This is a genomic window from Serratia quinivorans (assembly GCF_946227985.1).
GTDB classification, from domain to species: Bacteria; Pseudomonadota; Gammaproteobacteria; order Enterobacterales; family Enterobacteriaceae; genus Serratia; species Serratia quinivorans_A.
In genome coordinates, this window is record NZ_CAMKGL010000006.1 from 77464 (window position 1) to 96298 (window position 18835).

Consider the following 18835-nt stretch of genomic DNA (forward strand, 5'->3'; position numbering starts at 1 on the left):
GCATAGAACCTGTTATTCGTCCGGGTTCTCGGCGATAAAACGCTCGGCGTCTTCCACCATGGATTTGGTGCCGACGAAGAACGGTGCACGCTGGTGCAGTTTCACCGGGGTAATGTCCAGAATACGGTTTTTACCGTCACTGGCTTTACCGCCGGCCTGTTCCGCCAGGAACGCCATCGGGTTGCATTCATACAGCAGGCGCAGCTTGCCTTGCGGGTGGCTGGCGGTGCTTGGATAAATATAGATGCCGCCTTTGAGCAGGTTGCGGTGGAAGTCGGCAACCAGCGAACCGATGTAGCGTGAGGTATAAGGGCGCTGAGTGGCTTCGTCCTGTTCCTGACAATATTTGATGTATTTCTTCACACCGCGCGGGAACTTGATGTAGTTACCTTCGTTGATGGAATACATATTGCCGGTAGCCGGGAAGCGGACTTTCTCGTGGGAAAGGCAGAACACACCCAGAGAAGGATCGTAGGTAAAGGCATGCACGCCATAACCGGTGGTGTACACCAGCATGGTGGATGAACCATAAACGACATAGCCGGCGGCGACCTGAGCGCTGCCTGGCTGCAAGAAGTCTTCTTCGGTCACAGGAATGCCGACCGGGGTAATGCGACGATAGATAGAGAAAATCGTACCGACCGAGACGTTGACATCGATGTTGGACGAACCGTCCAACGGATCCATCAGCACCACGTACTTGGCATTCTCAGCCCGCTCGCCGTCGAATATCACGATTTCATCTTCTTCTTCAGAAGCGATACCCGCAACTTCACCGCGTGCTTTCAATGCCGCTTTCAGCTTTTCATTGGCGTACAGGTCCAGTTTCATCTGGACTTCTCCCTGTACGTTGGAAACGCCGCTGGTGCCGAGAATATCAACCAGGCCCGCTTTGTTGATATCGCGGTGGATGATTTTGGCGCCCAGTTTAATTGCAGAAAGTAACGCTGTCAGCTCGCCGGTGGCGTGAGAGAAGTCGTGCTGTTTCTCGACGATAAATTCGCCTAACGTTTTCATGACACAATCCCTGAATCTACGGATGGGTAGCGGTTTGTTAACAAACCGCCAACGTATTCGCGAGCAGTGTAGCCCAAAGATGAACGCTATTCATAGGCAATTCCATTTCTTCTGGACGATTCTGAGCGTTAGAATATGCCAACATTCGACGTACTCTATGAGAAAACTATGCGCATTCACATTCTTGGGATCTGTGGCACCTTTATGGGCGGGCTGGCGGTGCTGGCACGTTCGCTAGGGCATGAGGTGACCGGCTCTGACGCTAATGTCTATCCGCCGATGAGCACGCTGTTGGAGAAAGAAGGGATCGAACTGATCCAGGGTTACGATCCGGCTCAGTTGGATCCAGCACCGGATCTGGTGATCATCGGTAACGCCATGACGCGCGGTAACCCGTGTGTTGAAGCAGTACTGGAGCAGGGCATCCCTTACGTTTCCGGCCCACAGTGGTTACATGATTATGTGCTGCGCGATCGCTGGGTGCTGGCCGTTGCCGGGACACACGGCAAGACCACTACCGCCGGCATGGCAACCTGGATCCTGGAAGCCTGCGGCTACCAGCCGGGCTTTGTTATCGGTGGTGTGCCGGGCAACTTTGACGTTTCTGCTCGTCTGGGTGGCAGCCCGTTCTTTGTCATCGAAGCCGACGAGTATGACTGCGCGTTCTTCGACAAGCGTTCCAAATTTGTGCATTACAGCCCGCGTACGCTGATCCTGAATAATCTGGAGTTTGATCACGCCGACATCTTCGACGATCTGAAAGCGATCCAGAAACAGTTCCACCATCTGGTGCGTTTGGTGCCAGGCAAGGGCAAAATTATTTTGCCTGACAACGACAGCCACCTGAAGCAGGTGATGGCGATGGGCTGCTGGAGTGAGCAGGAGCTGGTTGGGGAAGAAGGCGCATGGCGCGCACAGAAGCTGACGCCGGACGCCAGCCATTATGCGGTATTCCTTAATGGTGAGCAGGTGGGCGAAGTTAAGTGGTCGTTGGTCGGTGAACACAACATGCATAACGGTTTGATGGCCATTGCCGCCACGCGTCATGTTGGCGTGTTGCCTGAGGATGCCTGCCGCGCGCTCGGTGACTTTATCAATGCCCGTCGTCGTCTGGAGCTGCGTGGTGAAGCCAATGGCGTCACGGTATATGACGATTTTGCCCATCATCCAACGGCAATTCTGGCGACGCTGGCCGCGTTGCGTAGCAAGGTTGGCGGCACTGCCCGCATTCTGGCGGTGCTTGAACCGCGCTCCAACACCATGAAAATGGGCATCAGCAAGAACGACCTGGCCCCATCGCTGGGCCGTGCCGATGAAGTCTTCCTGTTCCAGCCGCACCATATCCCCTGGCAGGTGGCGGAAGTGGCGGAAGCCTGCGTACAGCCGGCTCACTGGAGCGCCGATCTGGACACGCTGGTGGAGATGATTGTGAAAACGGCCCAGCCGGGCGACCATATTCTGGTGATGAGTAATGGCGGCTTTGGGGGGATTCACGATCGGCTGCTGGAGGCTTTGGCCAACAAACCCGATCCGAAAGCAATCTATTGATTTTGATGACAAAGTCGTCTTTGAACCCGAGATACTCGGGCCTAGCGCACCGAGGGGCGCTCCGGCGGACAAGCCGCTACGACCCCATCGGCACGCTCTCCCTAATAACGGGCTTTGCCAGCGTCTAAGGGCCGATAGCGGCCCTTTTTTACGCCCATAAAAAAGCCCTCGCGAGCGAGGGCAACGGGGTCCGTCGGATAGGACGACGAATTTCTTCAGAGAATCAATACTTACGACAGAACTCGGCAGTGGCAGTGACGAGGGTAATCAGTTCGGTAAGCACGTCCTCTGAATTGTTATTTATAGATTTCGGCGGTCGCGTGCCAGTTGCCGTTTTCGTAGGCTTCGATCACGCGGTAGGCTTTAGCACCTTGTTTGTCGGCCTTGTCAGACAGCGCCTGACGAATATCGGAAGGTGCGCCGGTAATGCCGCTGGCGGTAATAGTACCGACAGACTGAAGATTGGTCGCTTGGTCATTAGTGATTAACGTAGCGGCAGAGGCCCCGAAGGAAACGACTGACAGCAGGCCAAGTGCGGCGAGAGTAGTTTTCATGCTCATGATATTAAGTCCTGTTGTGATAACCGCCTGGAAGGGCTTTTTCAGCGTTTTTATACTTGAAGGCCGTTATCGGGGTACTGGGTTCCAGAGTTTTATTGCCCGTTGCCGGGTATCGTCTTGTACTTATTTATAAATTTCTGCGGTAGCGTGGAAGTTGCCTTCGTTGCGCGCTTCGATCACACGGTAAGCGGTTGCCCCTTTGGCATCGGCTTTTTCTGACAGTGCCTGACGGATGTCTGAAGGTGCACCGGCAACACCGCTGACGGTGATAGTGCCTGCAGACTGCATATTTGCAGCCTGATTTGCATCAACAGATTGTGCTGCAAATGCTCCGAAAGAAAGCATGGATAGAACGCTCATTGTTGCGATGGTAGCTTTAATTTTCATGTTCTCACCTTATCGTATTCTTTTATCAGTTCCTATGAACTGTGATTTACGTCACGGAAATGAGTATACATCTAGTAACCCTAAAAATTAATAGTTAGCTAACAGTTTCTTGTGAAACTTTAATATGGCGTTCCTTATTTTTAATAACCAGATGGAATAAAAAACGCTTATAAAACGATCTTTCAATGTTAAATTTATGTAATTTCAATAAGGTAAGTGCTTTTGACCAAAAGTGCGGAAGATCACAGCAGCTATCACTGGTTACGTACCAATGTCATTGAAATGTGCTGCAGCGCGACGGGATTCTGGTTTTAAACGTGGTAAGGAATGAGGGAAGGGTAAGGACAGGGTTAAAGAAGCGCTAACAAAACGCGACTGTTAGCCGCATTTTGTTAGCGCACTGCATCATAACTCTTGTTCGAACAGCGACAGGATGGCTTCGTATAACTGACGAGCGGTAAAGCTGCTGGCCGGGGTAACGAAAATAGTGTCGTCACCGGCGATGGTGCCGAGAATGCCTTCCGATTTACCCAGCGAGTCCAGCAGGCGGGCAATTAACTGTGCGGCACCGGGGCTGGTGTGGATCACCACTACGGCATCGTTATGATCGACGTCCAGCACCAGGTTCTTCAGCGGGCTGGTCGTGGTAGGCACGCCGAGCTCGGCCGGAAGGCAATACACCATTTCCATTTTGGCATTACGCGTCCGCACCGCGCCGAACTTGGTCAGCATGCGCGATACTTTGGATTGGTTGATGTTTTCGAAGCCTTCTTCTTGCAGCGCCAAAACGATCTCGCCTTGAGAACTGAATTTTTCTTCTTTCAATAACGCTTTAAACGCTTTGATCAGATCTTCCTGCTTTGCGGGATTACGCATTTTGCACCGTGGAATGTTGACAATAGACGTGATTATTATGCATATAAATGAATTTTTATGCAATAAAAGGACGCCCGGAAAAAATAATAATGGCCGGACAATGGGGAAAGGGCGGCATTTTAACAAAATCTGTATCCCATGAATATGCCCTTTCCATGACCGAAGGATCCGTCCGAGGTGGTAAAGAAAATGTTATTAAAATGATGTTGTTCTGATGTTATGTAAGGGTGTAATGTAACCGCCGGTTAACTTGCTCGTGAATAACCTCGCAGTATTTTTGATTAGTGTGCGCTATGCCCTTCATGAGTAAGCGATTTAATCTAAGATATGCGCTCGATATCGGCCGTTTTATTGCACCAGCTCTCAAATGGACTGTTAAGAGATTGTTTTTAAAGGTGTAATAATTTAAGGTCCGTACCCAACATATTCACGGCGCTTTATATATTTAAGATAATAAAGGAGTATAGGATGAAAGTTGCAGTTCTCGGTGCTGCTGGCGGTATCGGCCAGGCCCTCGCCCTTCTACTCAAAACCCAGCTTCCTTCAGGTTCTGAACTCTCTCTCTACGACATTGCCCCCGTTACCCCAGGCGTTGCCGTCGACTTAAGCCACATCCCAACCGCAGTTAAAATCAAAGGCTTCAGTGGCGAAGACGCTACTCCAGCTCTGCACGGTGCAGACGTGGTACTGATCTCTGCTGGCGTTGCACGTAAACCAGGCATGGATCGTTCAGACCTGTTCAACGTGAACGCGGGCATTGTGCGTAATCTGATCCAGCAAGTGGCAACAACCTGCCCGAAAGCCTGCATCGGCATTATTACCAACCCGGTTAACACCACCGTGGCTATCGCAGCAGAAGTGCTGAAGAAAGCCGGCGTGTATGACAAAAACAAACTGTTTGGCGTGACCTCGCTGGATATTATCCGTTCCAACACCTTCGTGGCCGAGCTGAAAGGCAAACAGCCGGAAGAGTTGAACGTACCGGTTATCGGCGGGCACTCTGGCGTGACTATCTTGCCGCTGTTGTCACAGATCCCGGGCGTGAGCTTTACCGAGCAGGAAGTCGCTGATCTGACCAAGCGTATTCAGAATGCAGGTACCGAAGTGGTTGAAGCTAAAGCCGGTGGCGGGTCTGCAACTCTGTCAATGGGGCAGGCCGCGGCGCGTTTCGGTTTGTCTCTGGTTCGTGCGCTGCAGGGCGAAAAAGGCGTGGTGGAGTGTGCATACGTGGAAGGCGATGGCAAATATGCCCGCTTCTTCGCACAACCTCTGGTGCTGGGCAAGAACGGCGTTGAAGAACGTAAAGACATCGGTACTCTGAGCGCATTCGAGCAGAAAGCACTGGACGATATGCTGGATGTTCTGCACAAAGATATCGAACTGGGCGAAAAGTTTATCAATAACTGATCATTCAGTGGTGCATGAGTATGCATAGGCCGCCGGACAGCGTACCGGCGGTTTTTTTATGCCTGAAGCTATGTGCGGATGCGGGCTTTCCGATCCAGCAGGTTATGGGTATATGGGTCGAAATAACGGCTTGGCCAGATCTCCGCAGGATGAATGTTAAGGGCTTCAGCAATTAACCATTCCCCTTTTGGCCAGGGGCGCGACAGCGCGTTCGCCAGCGTTGACGAGCTAAGCCCCGCCTTGCGCGAAAGTGCCGCCAGTGTTGTTCCCTTCTTACGTAAAGCCGCAATGATATCCGCAGGATGCCAATCCTTGTTCCTTGAGTTCATGTTTGCATTCCTTTTTTGATTAGCGAAAGTTCTGTTAGTGGTATAACTAACAGGTCAAGATTAATCGTTTGAACAACATGAAACGCTTATACGGAAACTAGGATACCACTAAATTTCTTAAAAAATATCCCATAAATTTCCCAAAAAATGATATTTGCCGACTTTCCCCAGAGAACATGGCTATGAAAAAAGAGTGGTTTGCCGCCAAGGAACTGACAGGCGTGGCAGGATTACCTTCCTCACCACAGGGAATCAATTTAATGGCACGTCGTGAAGGCTGGATCAGCCGTCGGCGTAAAGGCATACAGGGGAAAGCGCTGGAATACCATATTGACAGCCTACCCGCAGGGATGCGTAATTTACTGGTTTTAAAAGAAGAATCTGCTAGCTATCAGGTCGAACGCAAAGATCCGCTGGCCGTATGGATTGAGTACTACTACCACCTGACAGAGAGTGAACGTGAGAAGGTATTGACGTTCCTGCTACGAGAAGGGATCGGTAGTTTGCTGGCGCGTATTTCAGCAGAGAAATGATCAGACCCGCTGTGCGGGTCTGTAGAAACAGCAAGATGCTTATTGTTTCTTAAAAATCGCGTTGGACCGCAAGATGCGCTAATCCTTCCAGTGCGGAGCGATGTGGCGACTCCGGCAGAACCTGCAACGCGGCAATGGCTTTGTCAGCCTCTTCTTCAGCCCGTTGGCGGGTATATTCCAGTGAGCCGCATTGCTGCATGGCTTGCAACACCGGTTCCAGCAAATGACGGCCGTTACCCTGTTCAATTGCCCCGCGGATCATGGCTTTCTGCTCGCCTTCGCTGTTATGCATGGCGTGCAGGAGCGGCAATGTCGGCTTTCCTTCATTGAGGTCGTCACCGGTATTTTTACCCAGTGTACTGCCGTCGGCACTGTAATCGAGCAGATCGTCGATCAACTGGAAAGCGGTGCCGAGATAGCGACCGTAATCTTGCAGTGCTTTCTCTTCAGCAACGCTTGCGTCCGACAGGATCGCCGAAGATTGCGCAGCCGCTTCAAACAGACGTGCGGTTTTGCTGTAAATCACCCGCATGTAGCTTTCTTCGGTAATGTCCGGATCGTTGACGTTCATTAACTGCAGCACTTCACCTTCGGCAATCACGTTGACCGCCTCAGACATCAGTGCCAGCACGCGCAGCGATTCCAGACTGGTCATCATCTGGAAAGCACGCGTATAGATGAAGTCGCCGACCAGGACGCTGGCGGCATTGCCGAAGGCGGCATTGGCGGTGGCCTTGCCGCGGCGCATATCTGATTCATCCACCACGTCATCATGCAGTAGGGTCGCGGTGTGAATGAATTCGATCAGCGCAGCAACGGTAATGTGTTTATCACCCTGATAATGCAATGCCCGCGCCGCCAGAACGGCGATCATTGGGCGGATGCGTTTACCGCCACCACTGATAATGTAATAGCCAAGCTGATTGATGAGCGTGACATCGGAATTCAGCTGTTCGAGAATTGTTGCGTTCACGGCCGCCATATCTTGCGCGGTTAACTCGGTAATTTGCTCTAGGTTCATTGTATTTTTTTCAGCTGTGTTTCTCTTCACCGCGTTGAGATCGCTGCTCACATCGGTACATGGCGGTAACTGTCCCCCTGATTGTACTTGAAAAACGGCTCAGATAAACGCCATGAAAGAAACTGTGCTTTTTTTCTTCTTTTTTCTGCTTCTGGTCTTATTCTGCTCTTGTCATACGCTGGATTATTGCGTAGAATTCGCGCCCTATTGTGAATATTTATAGCGCGCTCTGTACTGAACAGTTGGGCACGCGGAAAGCGGAGTTTTATATGTACGCGGTTTTCCAAAGTGGTGGTAAACAACACCGAGTAAGCGAAGGTCAAACCATTCGCTTGGAAAAGCTGGACATCGCAACTGGTGAAGCAGTTGAGTTTGACCAGATTCTGATGATCGCTAATGGCGAAGATATCAAAATCGGCGTTCCTTACGTCGATGGCGGTAAGATCAAAGCTGAAGTCGTTGCTCACGGTCGTGGCGAGAAAATTAAGATCGTTAAGTTTCGTCGTCGTAAGCACCATCGTAAGCAGCAGGGCCACCGTCAGTGGTTCACTGACGTTAAAATCACCGGCATCAGCGCTTAAGTTAGGGGAGCAGATTAATGGCACACAAAAAGGCTGGCGGCTCGACTCGTAACGGTCGCGATTCAGAAGCTAAACGTCTGGGCGTAAAACGCTTTGGCGGCGAAGCAGTACTGGCAGGCAGCATCATCGTTCGTCAGCGCGGCACTAAATTCCACGCTGGTACCAACGTGGGTTGCGGCAAAGACCACACTCTGTTTGCTTTGAAAGACGGTAAAGTCAAATTCGAAGTTAAAGGCCCGAGCAATCGTAAATTTATCAGCATCGAAGCTGAATAATTTTTCGAGCCTTACTAAATAGATGTAAGCCCCGCAATTCGTTGCGGGGCTTTTTACATTTATGGGCTGCTTATGCATCGGCCCGTCAGCGTCGGCAAAGGTAAGATGGAAACAAAACAGCAGGTCGGAATTGGCATTTCTCTGGCGGTAACTACGGCAGTTTGCTGGGGTGCATTGCCGATTGCGATGAAAGAAGTGCTGGTAGTGATGGATCCGTTTACCATCGTTTGGTATCGATTTACCATGGCTGCACTTGGGTTGGGGCTTATTTTGGCCGTGCGTGGCAAGTTGCCGCCGGTGACCCTGTTCCGTCAACCACGCTGGTTGTTGATTCTGGCCATTGCCACCGCGGGCCTGCTGGGGAATTTTATTTTCTTCAGCTCTTCGCTGCAGTATCTCAGCCCGACAGCATCACAGGTGATCGGCCAGTTATCGCCGGTCGGCATGATGTTTGCCAGCGTGCTGATTTTAAAAGAGCGGATGCGTATCACCCAGGTGATTGGCGCGCTGATGCTGATCTGCGGGTTGCTGCTGTTTTTCAACGTCAGCCTGATTGAGATTTTCACCCGCCTGACAGATTACACCCTTGGGGTGTTGCTGGGTGTGTGTGCGGCAATGGTCTGGGTTACTTATGGCGTAGCGCAGAAAGTGTTGCTGCGTCGATTAGCCTCGCCGCAAATTCTGGTAATGTTGTACACTTTATGTGCGGTGGCGTTATTTCCTCTGGCCAGGCCGGAGGGAATTTTCCAGCTCAGCGGCTGGCAATTAGCCTGTTTGCTGTTCTGTGGTGCCAACACGCTGATTGGTTATGGTGCGCTGGCTGAAGCAATGGCGCGCTGGCAGGCGGCACAGGTGAGTGCGTTAGTTACGCTGACACCGCTGTTTACCCTGCTTTTTTCAGATTTATTGGCGCTGGCCTGGCCACACGTATTCGCCGCCCCGACCTTAAATGTCGTCGGCTATGTCGGTGCTTTCGTGGTGGTAGCGGGCGCCATGTTTTCCGCAATTGGTCACCGTTGGTGGCCGCGACGGGCAGAACCCCGCCTGGTTGCTCCTTTGAAGCAGCCCGGTGAATGATTTACGGAGACGGTAAATGAAGTTTGTAGATGAAGCAGCGATCTTGGTCGTTGCAGGTGACGGTGGTAATGGTTGCGTCAGCTTCCGTCGCGAAAAATATATCCCGAACGGCGGGCCTGATGGTGGTGACGGCGGCGATGGCGGCGACGTCTATCTGTTGGCGGACGAAAACCTCAACACGCTGATCGACTACCGCTTTGAGAAATCTTTCCGCGCCGAACGCGGCCAGAATGGTCAGAGCCGTGACTGTACCGGTAAGCGTGGCAAAGATATTACCATCAAGGTTCCGGTCGGTACTCGCGTGCAGGATCAGGGCACCGGCGAAATCCTCGGCGACATGACCCGCCATGAGCAGCGTCTGATGGTGGCGAAGGGCGGTTGGCACGGTTTGGGCAACACCCGTTTTAAATCATCCGTTAACCGTGCTCCGCGCCAGAAAACTCTGGGCACCGCCGGTGAGGCTCGTGACATCCTGCTGGAGCTGTTGCTGCTGGCGGATGTAGGTATGCTAGGCCTGCCGAACGCGGGCAAGTCGACCTTTATCCGCGCAGTGTCTGCCGCCAAGCCGAAAGTTGCCGACTATCCGTTTACCACTCTGGTGCCAAGCCTGGGTGTAGTACGTATGGATCACGAGCAAAGCTTCGTGGTTGCCGATATCCCGGGGCTGATCGAAGGTGCCTCCGACGGCGCTGGCCTGGGTATTCGCTTCCTGAAGCATCTGGAACGTTGCCGCGTGCTGTTGCACCTGGTGGATATTGCCCCGATCGATGAGTCTGATCCGGTAGAAAATGCCAAAGTCATCATCAACGAGTTGAATCAGTACAGTGAAAATCTGTCGCAGAAGCCACGCTGGCTGGTTTTCAACAAGATTGATGTGATTGGTGAAGAAGAAGCTGCCGAACGTGCCAAGGCGATTGCAGAGGGCATGGGTTGGGAAGGCAAGTACTACATGATCTCCGCGGTCAATCGTGAAGGTGTCAATGCGCTGTGCTGGGATGTGATGAAGTTTATCAATACCCAACCGAAAGCCATGGCCATCGAAGAAAGCGCGCCGGAGAAAGTCGAGTTCATGTGGGATGATTACCACCGTGAACAGATCGCTGAAGTGGAAGCTGAAGCGGATGACGACTGGGATGACGACTGGGATGAAGAAGACGACGAAGGCGTCGAAATCATTTACCAGAAGTAATCTTGTGAAGAGAGGGGCTCAGTTAACACTGGGCCCTTTTTTTATTTCAGGGCGTTTTCCGGTAGCCAGCATTGTGCATTGAGCCCGCTGGTGTCCTGGCGGTTTTTCAGTGTTAAACGCCCCTGATGCAGCTGCACAATGCGAGTTACGATATTCAATCCCAACCCACTGCCGCCATAGCGTTGATCCATACGGCGGAAGGCCTGAGTGAGTTCACCCGCTATTTTCTCTTTGACGCCCGGACCTTCATCGATCACCTGTAGTTGGTAACCGTGTTCCTGCGTAGAAAGTTGTACCTGGATCCTGCTGCCCTCGGGGCTATAACGATGGGCATTCTCCACCAGGTTACGCAGCAGCAGGCGTAACAGTACCGGGTCACCATGCACCGGGGCGGTGGCCGGAAGCTGCCATTGCAAACTTTGCCCGCGTTGTGCGGCCAACTCCTCGAGTTCTTCCCGCAGCGGTTGGATCACGTCGCTCACCCAATCGAAGCGTTGATAATGGCCACTGGCAAAATCTTGCCCGGCGCGTGCAAGCATCAGCAATTGTTCGACGGTGTGCATCAGTTGGTCAATGCGGCTAATCAGCGGCCCGCTTTGTGGAACCCCCTGTTTTTCCATTAATTCCAGATGCAGGCGGATCCCCGCCAGAGGCGTGCGAAGCTCATGGGCTGCGTCGGCAGTAAACAGCCGTTCCTGCTGGATGGTGTTATCCAACCGTGAGAACAATTGGTTGAGCGTAGTGGTGACCGCCATGATTTCGAGGCTGTCGCTGTTGAGCGGCAGCGGTGTCAGGTTATCGGCAGAACGCTTTTCCAGCCGTTGCTGCAGCTGATTCAGCGGGCGGATAATCCAGCTTATGGCCCAAAATGAGGCGAGCAAAGTCACGATCATCATGATCAGCGAAGGGGCGAGCAGTGAGGCTATTGCTTCGGCGATTTCCGTATCGACACGCTCGGAGCGGACCTTGGCCGACAGGGTCTCATCCACCAGGAAGCTGATTTGCTCCTGGCTTTCATGCCACAACCAAAAGGCACTGATAAGCTGGGTGACCAAAAGGATCAGCGCCAGCATCAACAACAGACGACGGCGCATGCTGATCATGATGAGGACTCCAGGCGATAGCCGATACCGCGAACGGTGCGGATGCGATCTTTACCCAATTTGCGGCGCAGATTATGGATATGTACTTCCAGCGTGTTGGAGCCCAAATCGTCCTGCCAGGTATAGAGATCCTGCTGCAGCAGTTCACGATTGACCGTTTGTCCGGCGCGCATCATCAGACGTGACAGAATGGCGAACTCTTTCGGGGTAACTTCCACCGGCTGTTGTTGAACATAAACCTGCTGGCTGGAGAGATTGAGTTGGAGATCATCCAACTGCATGAGATTGTCACTGTGGCCCTGATAGCGACGGATCAGCGCCCGCACGCGCGCCTGCAGTTCAACCAACGCGAAGGGTTTCACCAGGTAATCGTCGGCGCCGGCATCCAGCCCATCAACACGGTCTTCAAGCGCATCGCGTGCGGTCAGGATCAGCACCGGCAACTCGACTTGCTGACGGCGCCACTGCCGAAGCAGGCTGGCACCGTCCATGTCAGGCAGGCCCAGATCGAGGATAATCATGCTGTACTGACTGGTGAGGAGCAGAGCATTGGCCTCCGCGGCCGTAGCAGCGCAGTCGCAGGCATAACCCTCCCCAGCTAATGCCAGGGCCAGGCCTTGCTGCAGCAGCTCATCGTCTTCAACAATCAGCAGTTTCATCGTAACCCTCAGTTATTCTGATAAATATCCCGGTACAGACGGCTTTCGAAACGCACCAGTGGAGCGCGGCGCTGTTTCTGATCTTCCGGTGGTACGGCATAACCCGAAAGATACTGTACGAATGCAAAACGCTGACCACTGGCGGTGGTGATAAACCCGGCCAGGTTGTACACGCCTTGCAGCGCCCCGGTTTTAGCGGAAACCTTCCCGTCGACACCGGCTTCATGCAGGCCTCCACGGTAACGTAAGGTCCCGTCGTAGCCAGACAGCGGCAGCATTGAAATAAAGTTCAGCTCACTGTCATGCTGCGCGATGTATTGCAACGCTTGCATCATGGTTGCCGGGGCCAGCAGGTTATGGCGTGACAGGCCTGAGCCGTCCACTACGATGCTGTTGCCCAAATCGACACCGGCTTTCTGCCGAAGTACCTGACGCACGGCATCGGCACCGGCACGCCAGGTGCCCGGCACGCCAAAACGTTCATGGCCGATAGTACGAAATACGGTATCGGCGATCATGTTGTCCGATTTCTTCAGCATGATCTTCAGCAACTCGTGCAGCGGTGCTGATTGAGCCTGCGCGATCACCGTTCCCTTCAGGCCAGGTTGGGTCTGACGCTTCAGGTGGCCGTCGATCTGAATACCGGCCTGCTTCAGCTCATCTTTCAAAATAGCCCCGGCATAGCTGGCACCATCCTGAATGGCGAAGGCCAGCGGTAGTGGATCGCTGCGTTGAGTCAGACAGCCGGTCAGGGTAAAGCGATTCAACTCGCCCGGCACCACATCCAGTTCACAATATTGGGCATCTGCGGAGCCTTTCGCCAGCGTACGTACCTGGCTGAACATATTGACCGGGTAATACGAGGCCACGCGAATAAAGGCCATATCGCCCGGATTTGGCGCGCTGTACAACGACACAGAGAAACAGTTGCGATCGACTATCGCCGCCGCCGGCGGTGCGCTGAAGCACTGGGTCAGGTCGTTCCACGGCCAGCCGGGGGCTTTGTCATGACTGGCGAATACCGAAGTATCGACCAGCACATCGCCGGTGATCTGGCGGACGCCCTGCTTTTTCAGGATCGCCACCATGTTACGCAGGCTTTGGCGCTTAAAGGTCGGATCGCCGCTGAAGCGGGCAATCAGGTTGCCTCGCAGCACGCCGTCACTGATATCACCCTGGCTTTCCAGCGTGGTGGTGAAGCGATAGTCGGGGCCGAGCTGCAATAATGCAGCCAGCGCGGTCAGCACTTTCTGGGTACTGGCCGGCAACGCCATTTGCTGAGAGTGATAATCGATGGTCGGTGCGTCTGCGCCGATCTTCTGAACTACCAGGGCAAGGTTGGCCCCATCAGGCAAATATTGTGTGTAATCTTCAACCGGGGCCGCATTCGCATTTAGAACAAATGCGCAAGCCAATGCACTGACAATTCGTGAAAAACGCATAATCTCGGGATAACAGCTGGATAACGTGCCGTCATACTACGGTGCATTCAGGGAAAAAGTAAACGATGACCCTCAAGGAACTCTAGGCTAAAATGCGTATCAAAATGCAAAATCGATCCTGACTTGGGCAACTGTTCCGAGTCAGGCTTCTTTTGTTTGTCGCCTGGAGGCGGGGGGCATGTAGCCACCGTTTTTTCATTCGAACACGTCAGGATGACGGTTATTTGAACAGGAAAGATTTAGAGGTATTTAGATTATGAAACAGATTCCGATGACCTTGTTTGGCGCTGAAAAACTGCGCGAAGAACTCGAATTTTTGAAAGGCGTGCGCCGTCCGAAAATCATTGCGGATATCGCTGACGCCCGTGAACACGGCGATTTGAAAGAAAACGCAGAGTACCACGCCGCTCGTGAGCAGCAGGGTTTTTGCGAAGGGCGTATCCAGGAAATTGAAGCCAAGTTATCCAACGCGCAGGTGATCGATATCACCAAGATGCCCAACAATGGCCGCGTGATTTTTGGCTCCACCGTATCGGTGATGAACCTGGATAGCGAAGAACAAGTGACCTACCGCATCGTTGGCGACGACGAGGCCGATTTCAAGAAAAATCTGATTTCGGTGAATTCGCCTATGGCACGTGGCCTGATCGGTAAAGAAGTGGATGACGTGGTAGTGATAAAAACCCCGGGTGGCGATGTCGATTATGAGATCTTGAAGGTTGAATATCTCTGATTGTTCTGCAATCGTTCAGAAAATCGCCAGGGTTTTGTAAAGAAAGGAAAAAGGCCGCACGCGGCCTTTTATCTGAATCAGGTGCATGGCACCTTTTCGTTAACCCAATGCTTATTAACGCGGTAGACTGATCTTGCGCTCTTTAGACGGGCGGTAAAGAATAAGCGTACTGCCGATGACTTGCACGTTGCAGGCACCCGTTTCACGCACGATAGCGTCGGCGATCAGGGTTTTGGTTTCGCGATCTTCAGCAGCGATTTTTACCTTGATCAGCTCATGATGCTCCAGAGCCTGTTCAATTTCAGCCAGCACCCCTTCGGTGAGACCGTTATTACCCAGCATGACAACCGGTTTTAACGGATGCGCCAGGCCTTTCAGGTGCTGTTTTTGTTTATTATTCAGATTCATTGTCTTTTTTGCTTAAGTTGGGATTGAAAACGGTACATTCTACCGCCATCTCATGTATATCACCAAATCGGTCTTCACCGGTGCGAGTCTACGTGAGCTGCGAACCTGACATTAAGATTCTTTTTATGATAGTTGGAAAACGAGATGGCTAATAAAAAGCGTTCTGCTAGCTCCAGTCGCTGGTTACAAGAACACTTTAGCGATAAATATGTTCAACAGGCGCAGAAAAAAGGGCTGCGTTCGCGCGCCTGGTTTAAACTTGATGAAATACAGCAGAGTGACAAACTGTTTAAACCCGGCATGACCGTAGTGGACTTAGGTGCGGCACCGGGTGGTTGGTCGCAATATGTCGTGACCCAGATCGGCGGTTCCGGCCGCATTATCGCCTGTGATATTTTGCCAATGGATCCTATCGTTGGCGTCGATTTCCTTCAGGGCGATTTTCGTGATGAACTGGTGCTCAAGGCTCTGTTGGAACGTGTAGGTGAAAGCAAGGTTCAGGTGGTTATGTCTGACATGGCCCCGAATATGAGTGGCACTCCGGCCGTCGATATTCCAAGATCGATGTACCTGGTGGAATTAGCACTGGGAATGTGTCGTGATGTCCTCGCACCAGGCGGAAGTTTCCTGGTGAAGGTGTTCCAGGGAGATGGTTTTGACGAGTACCTACGGGAAATTCGCTCCCTGTTTACGAAGGTTAAGATTCGTAAGCCAGACGCTTCCCGCGCACGTTCGCGTGAAGTGTACATTGTAGCGACAGGGCGCAAGCTGTAGTACCCTAACGCTGTTTGTTAACACAGTTGTAATATGAGGTTAATCCCTTGAGTGACATGGCGAAAAACCTAATTCTCTGGTTAGTCATCGCGGTAGTGTTGATGTCTGTATTCCAGAGCTTTGGGCCCAGCGAGTCGAATGGCCGTAGGGTGGATTACTCTACCTTCATGTCCGAACTGACCCAGGACCAGGTTCGCGAAGCGCGAATCAACGGACGTGAAATTAACGTTACCAAGAAAGACAGTAACAAATACACGACCTACATCCCTGTCAACGATCCGAAATTGCTGGATACGTTGTTAACCAAGAATGTGAAAGTTGTTGGTGAACCGCCTGAAGAGCCGAGCTTGCTGGCTTCTATCTTTATTTCGTGGTTCCCAATGCTGTTGCTGATCGGGGTTTGGATCTTCTTTATGCGGCAAATGCAGGGCGGCGGCGGCAAGGGCGCGATGTCCTTCGGCAAGAGCAAGGCCCGTATGTTGACGGAAGACCAGATCAAAACCACTTTTGCCGACGTTGCTGGTTGTGACGAAGCAAAAGAAGAAGTAAGCGAACTGGTGGAATACCTGCGTGAGCCGAGCCGTTTCCAGAAGTTGGGCGGCAAGATCCCTAAAGGCGTGCTGATGGTTGGCCCTCCAGGGACCGGTAAAACGTTGTTGGCGAAAGCTATCGCCGGCGAGGCAAAAGTGCCGTTCTTCACCATTTCCGGTTCCGACTTCGTGGAAATGTTCGTGGGTGTTGGTGCTTCTCGTGTGCGTGACATGTTCGAACAGGCCAAGAAAGCGGCACCGTGCATCATCTTTATCGATGAAATCGACGCCGTCGGTCGCCAGCGTGGCGCAGGTCTGGGTGGCGGTCACGATGAACGTGAGCAAACGCTGAACCAGATGTTGGTTGAGATGGACGGCTTTGAAGGCAACGAAGGCATTATCGTCATCGCTGCGACCAACCGTCCGGACGTGCTTGACCCGGCATTGCTGCGTCCAGGCCGTTTCGACCGTCAGGTTGTTGTTGGTCTGCCAGACGTACGTGGTCGTGAGCAGATCCTGAAAGTGCACTCCCGTCGCGTGCCTTTGGCGCCGGATGTTGATGCTTCAGTACTGGCACGTGGTACCCCGGGCTTCTCCGGTGCTGACCTGGCTAACCTGGTCAACGAAGCGGCACTGTTTGCTGCCCGTGGCAACAAACGCGTCGTGTCGATGGTTGAGTTCGAAAAAGCCAAAGACAAGATCATGATGGGTGCGGAACGTCGCTCCATGGTGATGACCGAAGCGCAAAAAGAGTCGACCGCGTATCACGAAGCAGGCCACGCCATTATCGGCCGTCTGGTTCCTGAGCACGATCCGGTACACAAGGTAACCATTATTCCTCGTGGCCGCGCGTTGGGTGTGACCTTCTTCCTGCCGGAAGGTGATGCAATCAGCGCCAGCCGTCAGAAGCTGGAGAGCCAAATCTCTACTCTGTACGGTGGTCGTCTGGCTGAAGAGATCATTTACGGGCCAGAGAAAGTCTCTACCGGTGCGTCGAACGACATTAAAGTGGCGACCTCGATTGCTCGCAACATGGTGACCCAATGGGGCTTCTCCGAGAAGCTGGGGCCATTGCTGTATGCGGAAGAAGAGGGCGAAGTGTTCCTGGGCCGTTCCGTGGCCAAGGCGAAACACATGTCGGACGAAACCGCGCGCATCATCGACCAGGAAGTTAAATCTCTGATCGAACGCAATTACATCCGTGCGCGTGCGTTGTTGATGGAAAACATGGACATCCTGCATTCGATGAAGGATGCACTGATGAAGTATGAAACCATCGATGCGCCTCAGATAGACGATCTGATGAACCGCAAAGACGTGCGTCCGCCAGCAGGTTGGGACGATGCGAGCAAAGGCAGCAACTCCGACAACGGCGGCACACCGAAAGCCCCTACGCCGGTAGATGAGCCACGCACGCCAAACCCAGGCAATACCATGTCTGAACAGCTAGACAAGTAACTTTGGCTGTGTAATAACATCGAACCCCGGCATGCCGGGGTTTTTTATTGTCCGGCGGGCAGTGAACCAGGCAACAGTAAGGTGGATTAGTAATGCAGTTAACCGTGCGAGACACGACTTTCGATCTTTCCCATCCGCGGGTGATGGGGATCCTCAACGTAACCCCGGATTCTTTTTCTGACGGCGGCCAACACAACACGCTAAATCAGGCGTTGCTGCATGCCCATGCCCTGATTTCGGCTGGTGCGACCATGATTGATGTGGGGGGCGAGTCGACCAGACCGGGAGCGGCAGAGGTTAGTGAAGACGAAGAGATCGCACGCGTAGTGCCTGTGGTGGAAGCCATCGCCCGACGTTTTGAAGTCTTTATTTCGGTAGATACTTCGAAGGCCGGGGTGATCCGCGAGTCGGCTCTGGCCGGGGCGCATTTGATCAATGACGTTCGCTCGCTGCAGGAGCCGGGCGCGCTGGCTGCCGCCGCGGACAGCGGGCTACCGGTGTGTCTGATGCACATGCAGGGCGAACCGCGCACCATGCAGCAGGCGCCGCACTATGATGACCTTATTGGTGATGTTAACGCCTTTTTCCAGCGACATATTGAACGCTGTAATGCCGCCGGGATTACAAATCAGAAATTGCTGCTCGACCCAGGATTCGGTTTCGGTAAGAATTTAGCGCACAATTATCAGCTTCTGGCCAGATTGTCAGAGTTTCATCACTTCGGCCTGCCGTTGTTGGTGGGGATGTCGCGTAAGTCGATGATTGGACAACTGCTGAACGTGCCCCCCGATCAGCGGGTTATCGGCAGCGTGGCTTGTGCGGTGATCGCCGCCATGCAGGGCGCACAGATTGTCAGAGTGCATGACGTTAAAGAAACCGTCGAGGCGATGCGTGTCGTCGAGGCAACACTTTCAGCTAAGGGATGATA

At 52.8% G+C, this 18835-nt stretch carries 21 protein-coding genes; 11 read left to right on the forward strand and 10 right to left on the reverse strand.

The annotated features are described in order from the left end of the window. Positions 1 to 12: 12 nt before the first annotated feature. A complete protein-coding gene (gene fbp / locus OCH02_RS16175; RefSeq protein ID WP_012004925.1) occupies positions 13 to 1017 on the reverse strand; it encodes a class 1 fructose-bisphosphatase in 1005 nt (334 codons plus the stop codon). Between the two features lie 168 nt (positions 1018 to 1185). Between fbp and mpl the strand changes: the two genes are divergently transcribed. After that, the gene (gene mpl, locus OCH02_RS16180; protein WP_261432074.1) at positions 1186 to 2565 is read left to right on the forward strand and encodes a UDP-N-acetylmuramate:L-alanyl-gamma-D-glutamyl-meso-diaminopimelate ligase; all 1380 of its coding nucleotides are present in this window, start codon (positions 1186 to 1188) and stop codon (positions 2563 to 2565) included. Between the two features lie 296 nt (positions 2566 to 2861). Here the strand turns inward: mpl and yhcN (OCH02_RS16185) are convergent, their stop codons facing one another. The 3 genes from yhcN (OCH02_RS16185) to argR all read right to left on the reverse strand — a co-directional run bounded on the left by yhcN (OCH02_RS16185) (position 2862) and on the right by argR (position 4388). Continuing rightward, positions 2862 to 3125 carry a peroxide/acid stress response protein YhcN gene (gene yhcN / locus OCH02_RS16185; RefSeq protein ID WP_261432075.1) on the reverse strand — a complete coding sequence of 88 codons (264 nt, stop codon included), beginning with the start codon at positions 3123 to 3125 and terminating at the stop codon, positions 2862 to 2864. A gap of 123 nt (positions 3126 to 3248) precedes the next feature. After that, positions 3249 to 3512: a peroxide/acid stress response protein YhcN gene (gene yhcN, locus OCH02_RS16190; protein WP_012004928.1), complete on the reverse strand. Its 264-nt coding sequence runs from the start codon at positions 3510 to 3512 to the stop codon at positions 3249 to 3251. Positions 3513 to 3917: 405 nt separating this feature from the next. Continuing rightward, the gene (argR, locus tag OCH02_RS16195) at positions 3918 to 4388 is read right to left on the reverse strand and encodes a transcriptional regulator ArgR (RefSeq protein ID WP_004952803.1); all 471 of its coding nucleotides are present in this window, start codon (positions 4386 to 4388) and stop codon (positions 3918 to 3920) included. A gap of 468 nt (positions 4389 to 4856) precedes the next feature. Between argR and mdh the strand changes: the two genes are divergently transcribed. Continuing rightward, positions 4857 to 5795, forward strand: a complete 939-nt coding sequence (mdh, locus tag OCH02_RS16200; protein WP_261432076.1) for a malate dehydrogenase — start codon at positions 4857 to 4859, stop codon at positions 5793 to 5795. A 68-nt stretch (positions 5796 to 5863) separates the two neighbouring features. Here mdh and OCH02_RS16205 read toward each other — a convergent pair whose 3' ends face one another. Then, complete coding sequence (locus OCH02_RS16205; RefSeq protein WP_261432077.1) at positions 5864 to 6124, reverse strand: helix-turn-helix domain-containing protein; 261 nt, start codon at positions 6122 to 6124, stop codon at positions 5864 to 5866. Positions 6125 to 6306: 182 nt separating this feature from the next. On the opposite strand from OCH02_RS16205, the gene OCH02_RS16210 reads away from it, so the two are divergent. Next, a complete protein-coding gene (locus OCH02_RS16210) occupies positions 6307 to 6657 on the forward strand; it encodes a DNA-binding protein (RefSeq protein ID WP_261432078.1) in 351 nt (116 codons plus the stop codon). A gap of 49 nt (positions 6658 to 6706) precedes the next feature. Here the strand turns inward: OCH02_RS16210 and ispB are convergent, their stop codons facing one another. Next, on the reverse strand, positions 6707 to 7678 hold the full coding sequence (gene ispB / locus OCH02_RS16215; RefSeq protein WP_012004932.1) for an octaprenyl diphosphate synthase: 972 nt from the start codon (positions 7676 to 7678) through the stop codon (positions 6707 to 6709). Positions 7679 to 7947: 269 nt separating this feature from the next. On the opposite strand from ispB, the gene rplU reads away from it, so the two are divergent. The 4 genes from rplU to cgtA all read left to right on the forward strand — a co-directional run bounded on the left by rplU (position 7948) and on the right by cgtA (position 10800). After that, positions 7948 to 8259, forward strand: coding sequence for a 50S ribosomal protein L21 (gene rplU / locus OCH02_RS16220; RefSeq protein WP_012004933.1), 312 nt, complete (start codon positions 7948 to 7950; stop codon positions 8257 to 8259). A 17-nt stretch (positions 8260 to 8276) separates the two neighbouring features. Beyond that, positions 8277 to 8534, forward strand: coding sequence for a 50S ribosomal protein L27 (gene rpmA / locus OCH02_RS16225; protein WP_004933559.1), 258 nt, complete (start codon positions 8277 to 8279; stop codon positions 8532 to 8534). Between the two features lie 105 nt (positions 8535 to 8639). Continuing rightward, a complete protein-coding gene (locus tag OCH02_RS16230; RefSeq protein ID WP_017891378.1) occupies positions 8640 to 9611 on the forward strand; it encodes a DMT family transporter in 972 nt (323 codons plus the stop codon). 16 nt (positions 9612 to 9627) lie between these two features. Next, complete coding sequence (gene cgtA / locus OCH02_RS16235) at positions 9628 to 10800, forward strand: Obg family GTPase CgtA (RefSeq protein WP_012004935.1); 1173 nt, start codon at positions 9628 to 9630, stop codon at positions 10798 to 10800. Between the two features lie 41 nt (positions 10801 to 10841). Here the strand turns inward: cgtA and pmrB are convergent, their stop codons facing one another. Genes pmrB through dacB form a run of 3 tightly spaced genes read right to left on the reverse strand, consistent with a single transcriptional unit; the run spans position 10842 to position 14004 of the window. Further along, positions 10842 to 11903, reverse strand: a complete 1062-nt coding sequence (gene pmrB, locus OCH02_RS16240; protein ID WP_261432079.1) for a two-component system sensor histidine kinase PmrB — start codon at positions 11901 to 11903, stop codon at positions 10842 to 10844. Continuing rightward, entirely contained in the window at positions 11900 to 12562 is a 663-nt protein-coding gene (pmrA, locus tag OCH02_RS16245; protein ID WP_012004937.1) for a two-component system response regulator PmrA, read from the reverse strand. The genes pmrB and pmrA overlap by 4 nt, the downstream gene beginning before the upstream one ends. A gap of 8 nt (positions 12563 to 12570) precedes the next feature. Continuing rightward, a complete protein-coding gene (gene dacB, locus OCH02_RS16250; protein WP_261092207.1) occupies positions 12571 to 14004 on the reverse strand; it encodes a serine-type D-Ala-D-Ala carboxypeptidase in 1434 nt (477 codons plus the stop codon). Between the two features lie 256 nt (positions 14005 to 14260). Here dacB and greA point away from each other — a divergent pair, with 256 nt between their 5' ends. After that, complete coding sequence (gene greA / locus OCH02_RS16255) at positions 14261 to 14737, forward strand: transcription elongation factor GreA (RefSeq protein WP_261432080.1); 477 nt, start codon at positions 14261 to 14263, stop codon at positions 14735 to 14737. A 114-nt stretch (positions 14738 to 14851) separates the two neighbouring features. Here greA and yhbY read toward each other — a convergent pair whose 3' ends face one another. Beyond that, positions 14852 to 15145 (reverse strand): ribosome assembly RNA-binding protein YhbY, encoded by a 294-nt coding sequence (gene yhbY, locus OCH02_RS16260; protein WP_004933536.1) that lies wholly within the window; start codon positions 15143 to 15145, stop codon positions 14852 to 14854. Between the two features lie 144 nt (positions 15146 to 15289). Between yhbY and rlmE the strand changes: the two genes are divergently transcribed. From rlmE to folP, 3 genes are all read left to right on the forward strand, one after another. Then, positions 15290 to 15919 (forward strand): 23S rRNA (uridine(2552)-2'-O)-methyltransferase RlmE, encoded by a 630-nt coding sequence (rlmE, locus tag OCH02_RS16265; protein ID WP_012004940.1) that lies wholly within the window; start codon positions 15290 to 15292, stop codon positions 15917 to 15919. 56 nt (positions 15920 to 15975) lie between these two features. After that, the gene (gene ftsH / locus OCH02_RS16270) at positions 15976 to 17907 is read left to right on the forward strand and encodes an ATP-dependent zinc metalloprotease FtsH (RefSeq protein WP_012004941.1); all 1932 of its coding nucleotides are present in this window, start codon (positions 15976 to 15978) and stop codon (positions 17905 to 17907) included. 92 nt (positions 17908 to 17999) lie between these two features. Then, positions 18000 to 18833: a dihydropteroate synthase gene (gene folP, locus OCH02_RS16275; protein WP_261432081.1), complete on the forward strand. Its 834-nt coding sequence runs from the start codon at positions 18000 to 18002 to the stop codon at positions 18831 to 18833. Positions 18834 to 18835: the final 2 nt, after the last annotated feature.

What these genes read in the sequence shown, in the direction of transcription:
- fbp (WP_012004925.1), bottom strand. Translation starts at nt 1,017, where the DNA reads ATGAAAACGTTAGGCGAATTTATCGTCGAGAAACAGCACGACTTCTCT.
- mpl (WP_261432074.1), top strand. Translation starts at nt 1,186, where the DNA reads ATGCGCATTCACATTCTTGGGATCTGTGGCACCTTTATGGGCGGGCTG.
- yhcN (WP_261432075.1), bottom strand. Translation starts at nt 3,125, where the DNA reads ATGAGCATGAAAACTACTCTCGCCGCACTTGGCCTGCTGTCAGTCGTT.
- yhcN (WP_012004928.1), bottom strand. Translation starts at nt 3,512, where the DNA reads ATGAAAATTAAAGCTACCATCGCAACAATGAGCGTTCTATCCATGCTT.
- argR (WP_004952803.1), bottom strand. Translation starts at nt 4,388, where the DNA reads ATGCGTAATCCCGCAAAGCAGGAAGATCTGATCAAAGCGTTTAAAGCG.
- mdh (WP_261432076.1), top strand. Translation starts at nt 4,857, where the DNA reads ATGAAAGTTGCAGTTCTCGGTGCTGCTGGCGGTATCGGCCAGGCCCTC.
- OCH02_RS16205 (WP_261432077.1), bottom strand. Translation starts at nt 6,124, where the DNA reads ATGAACTCAAGGAACAAGGATTGGCATCCTGCGGATATCATTGCGGCT.
- OCH02_RS16210 (WP_261432078.1), top strand. Translation starts at nt 6,307, where the DNA reads ATGAAAAAAGAGTGGTTTGCCGCCAAGGAACTGACAGGCGTGGCAGGA.
- ispB (WP_012004932.1), bottom strand. Translation starts at nt 7,678, where the DNA reads ATGAACCTAGAGCAAATTACCGAGTTAACCGCGCAAGATATGGCGGCC.
- rplU (WP_012004933.1), top strand. Translation starts at nt 7,948, where the DNA reads ATGTACGCGGTTTTCCAAAGTGGTGGTAAACAACACCGAGTAAGCGAA.
- rpmA (WP_004933559.1), top strand. Translation starts at nt 8,277, where the DNA reads ATGGCACACAAAAAGGCTGGCGGCTCGACTCGTAACGGTCGCGATTCA.
- OCH02_RS16230 (WP_017891378.1), top strand. Translation starts at nt 8,640, where the DNA reads ATGGAAACAAAACAGCAGGTCGGAATTGGCATTTCTCTGGCGGTAACT.
- cgtA (WP_012004935.1), top strand. Translation starts at nt 9,628, where the DNA reads ATGAAGTTTGTAGATGAAGCAGCGATCTTGGTCGTTGCAGGTGACGGT.
- pmrB (WP_261432079.1), bottom strand. Translation starts at nt 11,903, where the DNA reads ATGATCAGCATGCGCCGTCGTCTGTTGTTGATGCTGGCGCTGATCCTT.
- pmrA (WP_012004937.1), bottom strand. Translation starts at nt 12,562, where the DNA reads ATGAAACTGCTGATTGTTGAAGACGATGAGCTGCTGCAGCAAGGCCTG.
- dacB (WP_261092207.1), bottom strand. Translation starts at nt 14,004, where the DNA reads ATGCGTTTTTCACGAATTGTCAGTGCATTGGCTTGCGCATTTGTTCTA.
- greA (WP_261432080.1), top strand. Translation starts at nt 14,261, where the DNA reads ATGAAACAGATTCCGATGACCTTGTTTGGCGCTGAAAAACTGCGCGAA.
- yhbY (WP_004933536.1), bottom strand. Translation starts at nt 15,145, where the DNA reads ATGAATCTGAATAATAAACAAAAACAGCACCTGAAAGGCCTGGCGCAT.
- rlmE (WP_012004940.1), top strand. Translation starts at nt 15,290, where the DNA reads ATGGCTAATAAAAAGCGTTCTGCTAGCTCCAGTCGCTGGTTACAAGAA.
- ftsH (WP_012004941.1), top strand. Translation starts at nt 15,976, where the DNA reads ATGGCGAAAAACCTAATTCTCTGGTTAGTCATCGCGGTAGTGTTGATG.
- folP (WP_261432081.1), top strand. Translation starts at nt 18,000, where the DNA reads ATGCAGTTAACCGTGCGAGACACGACTTTCGATCTTTCCCATCCGCGG.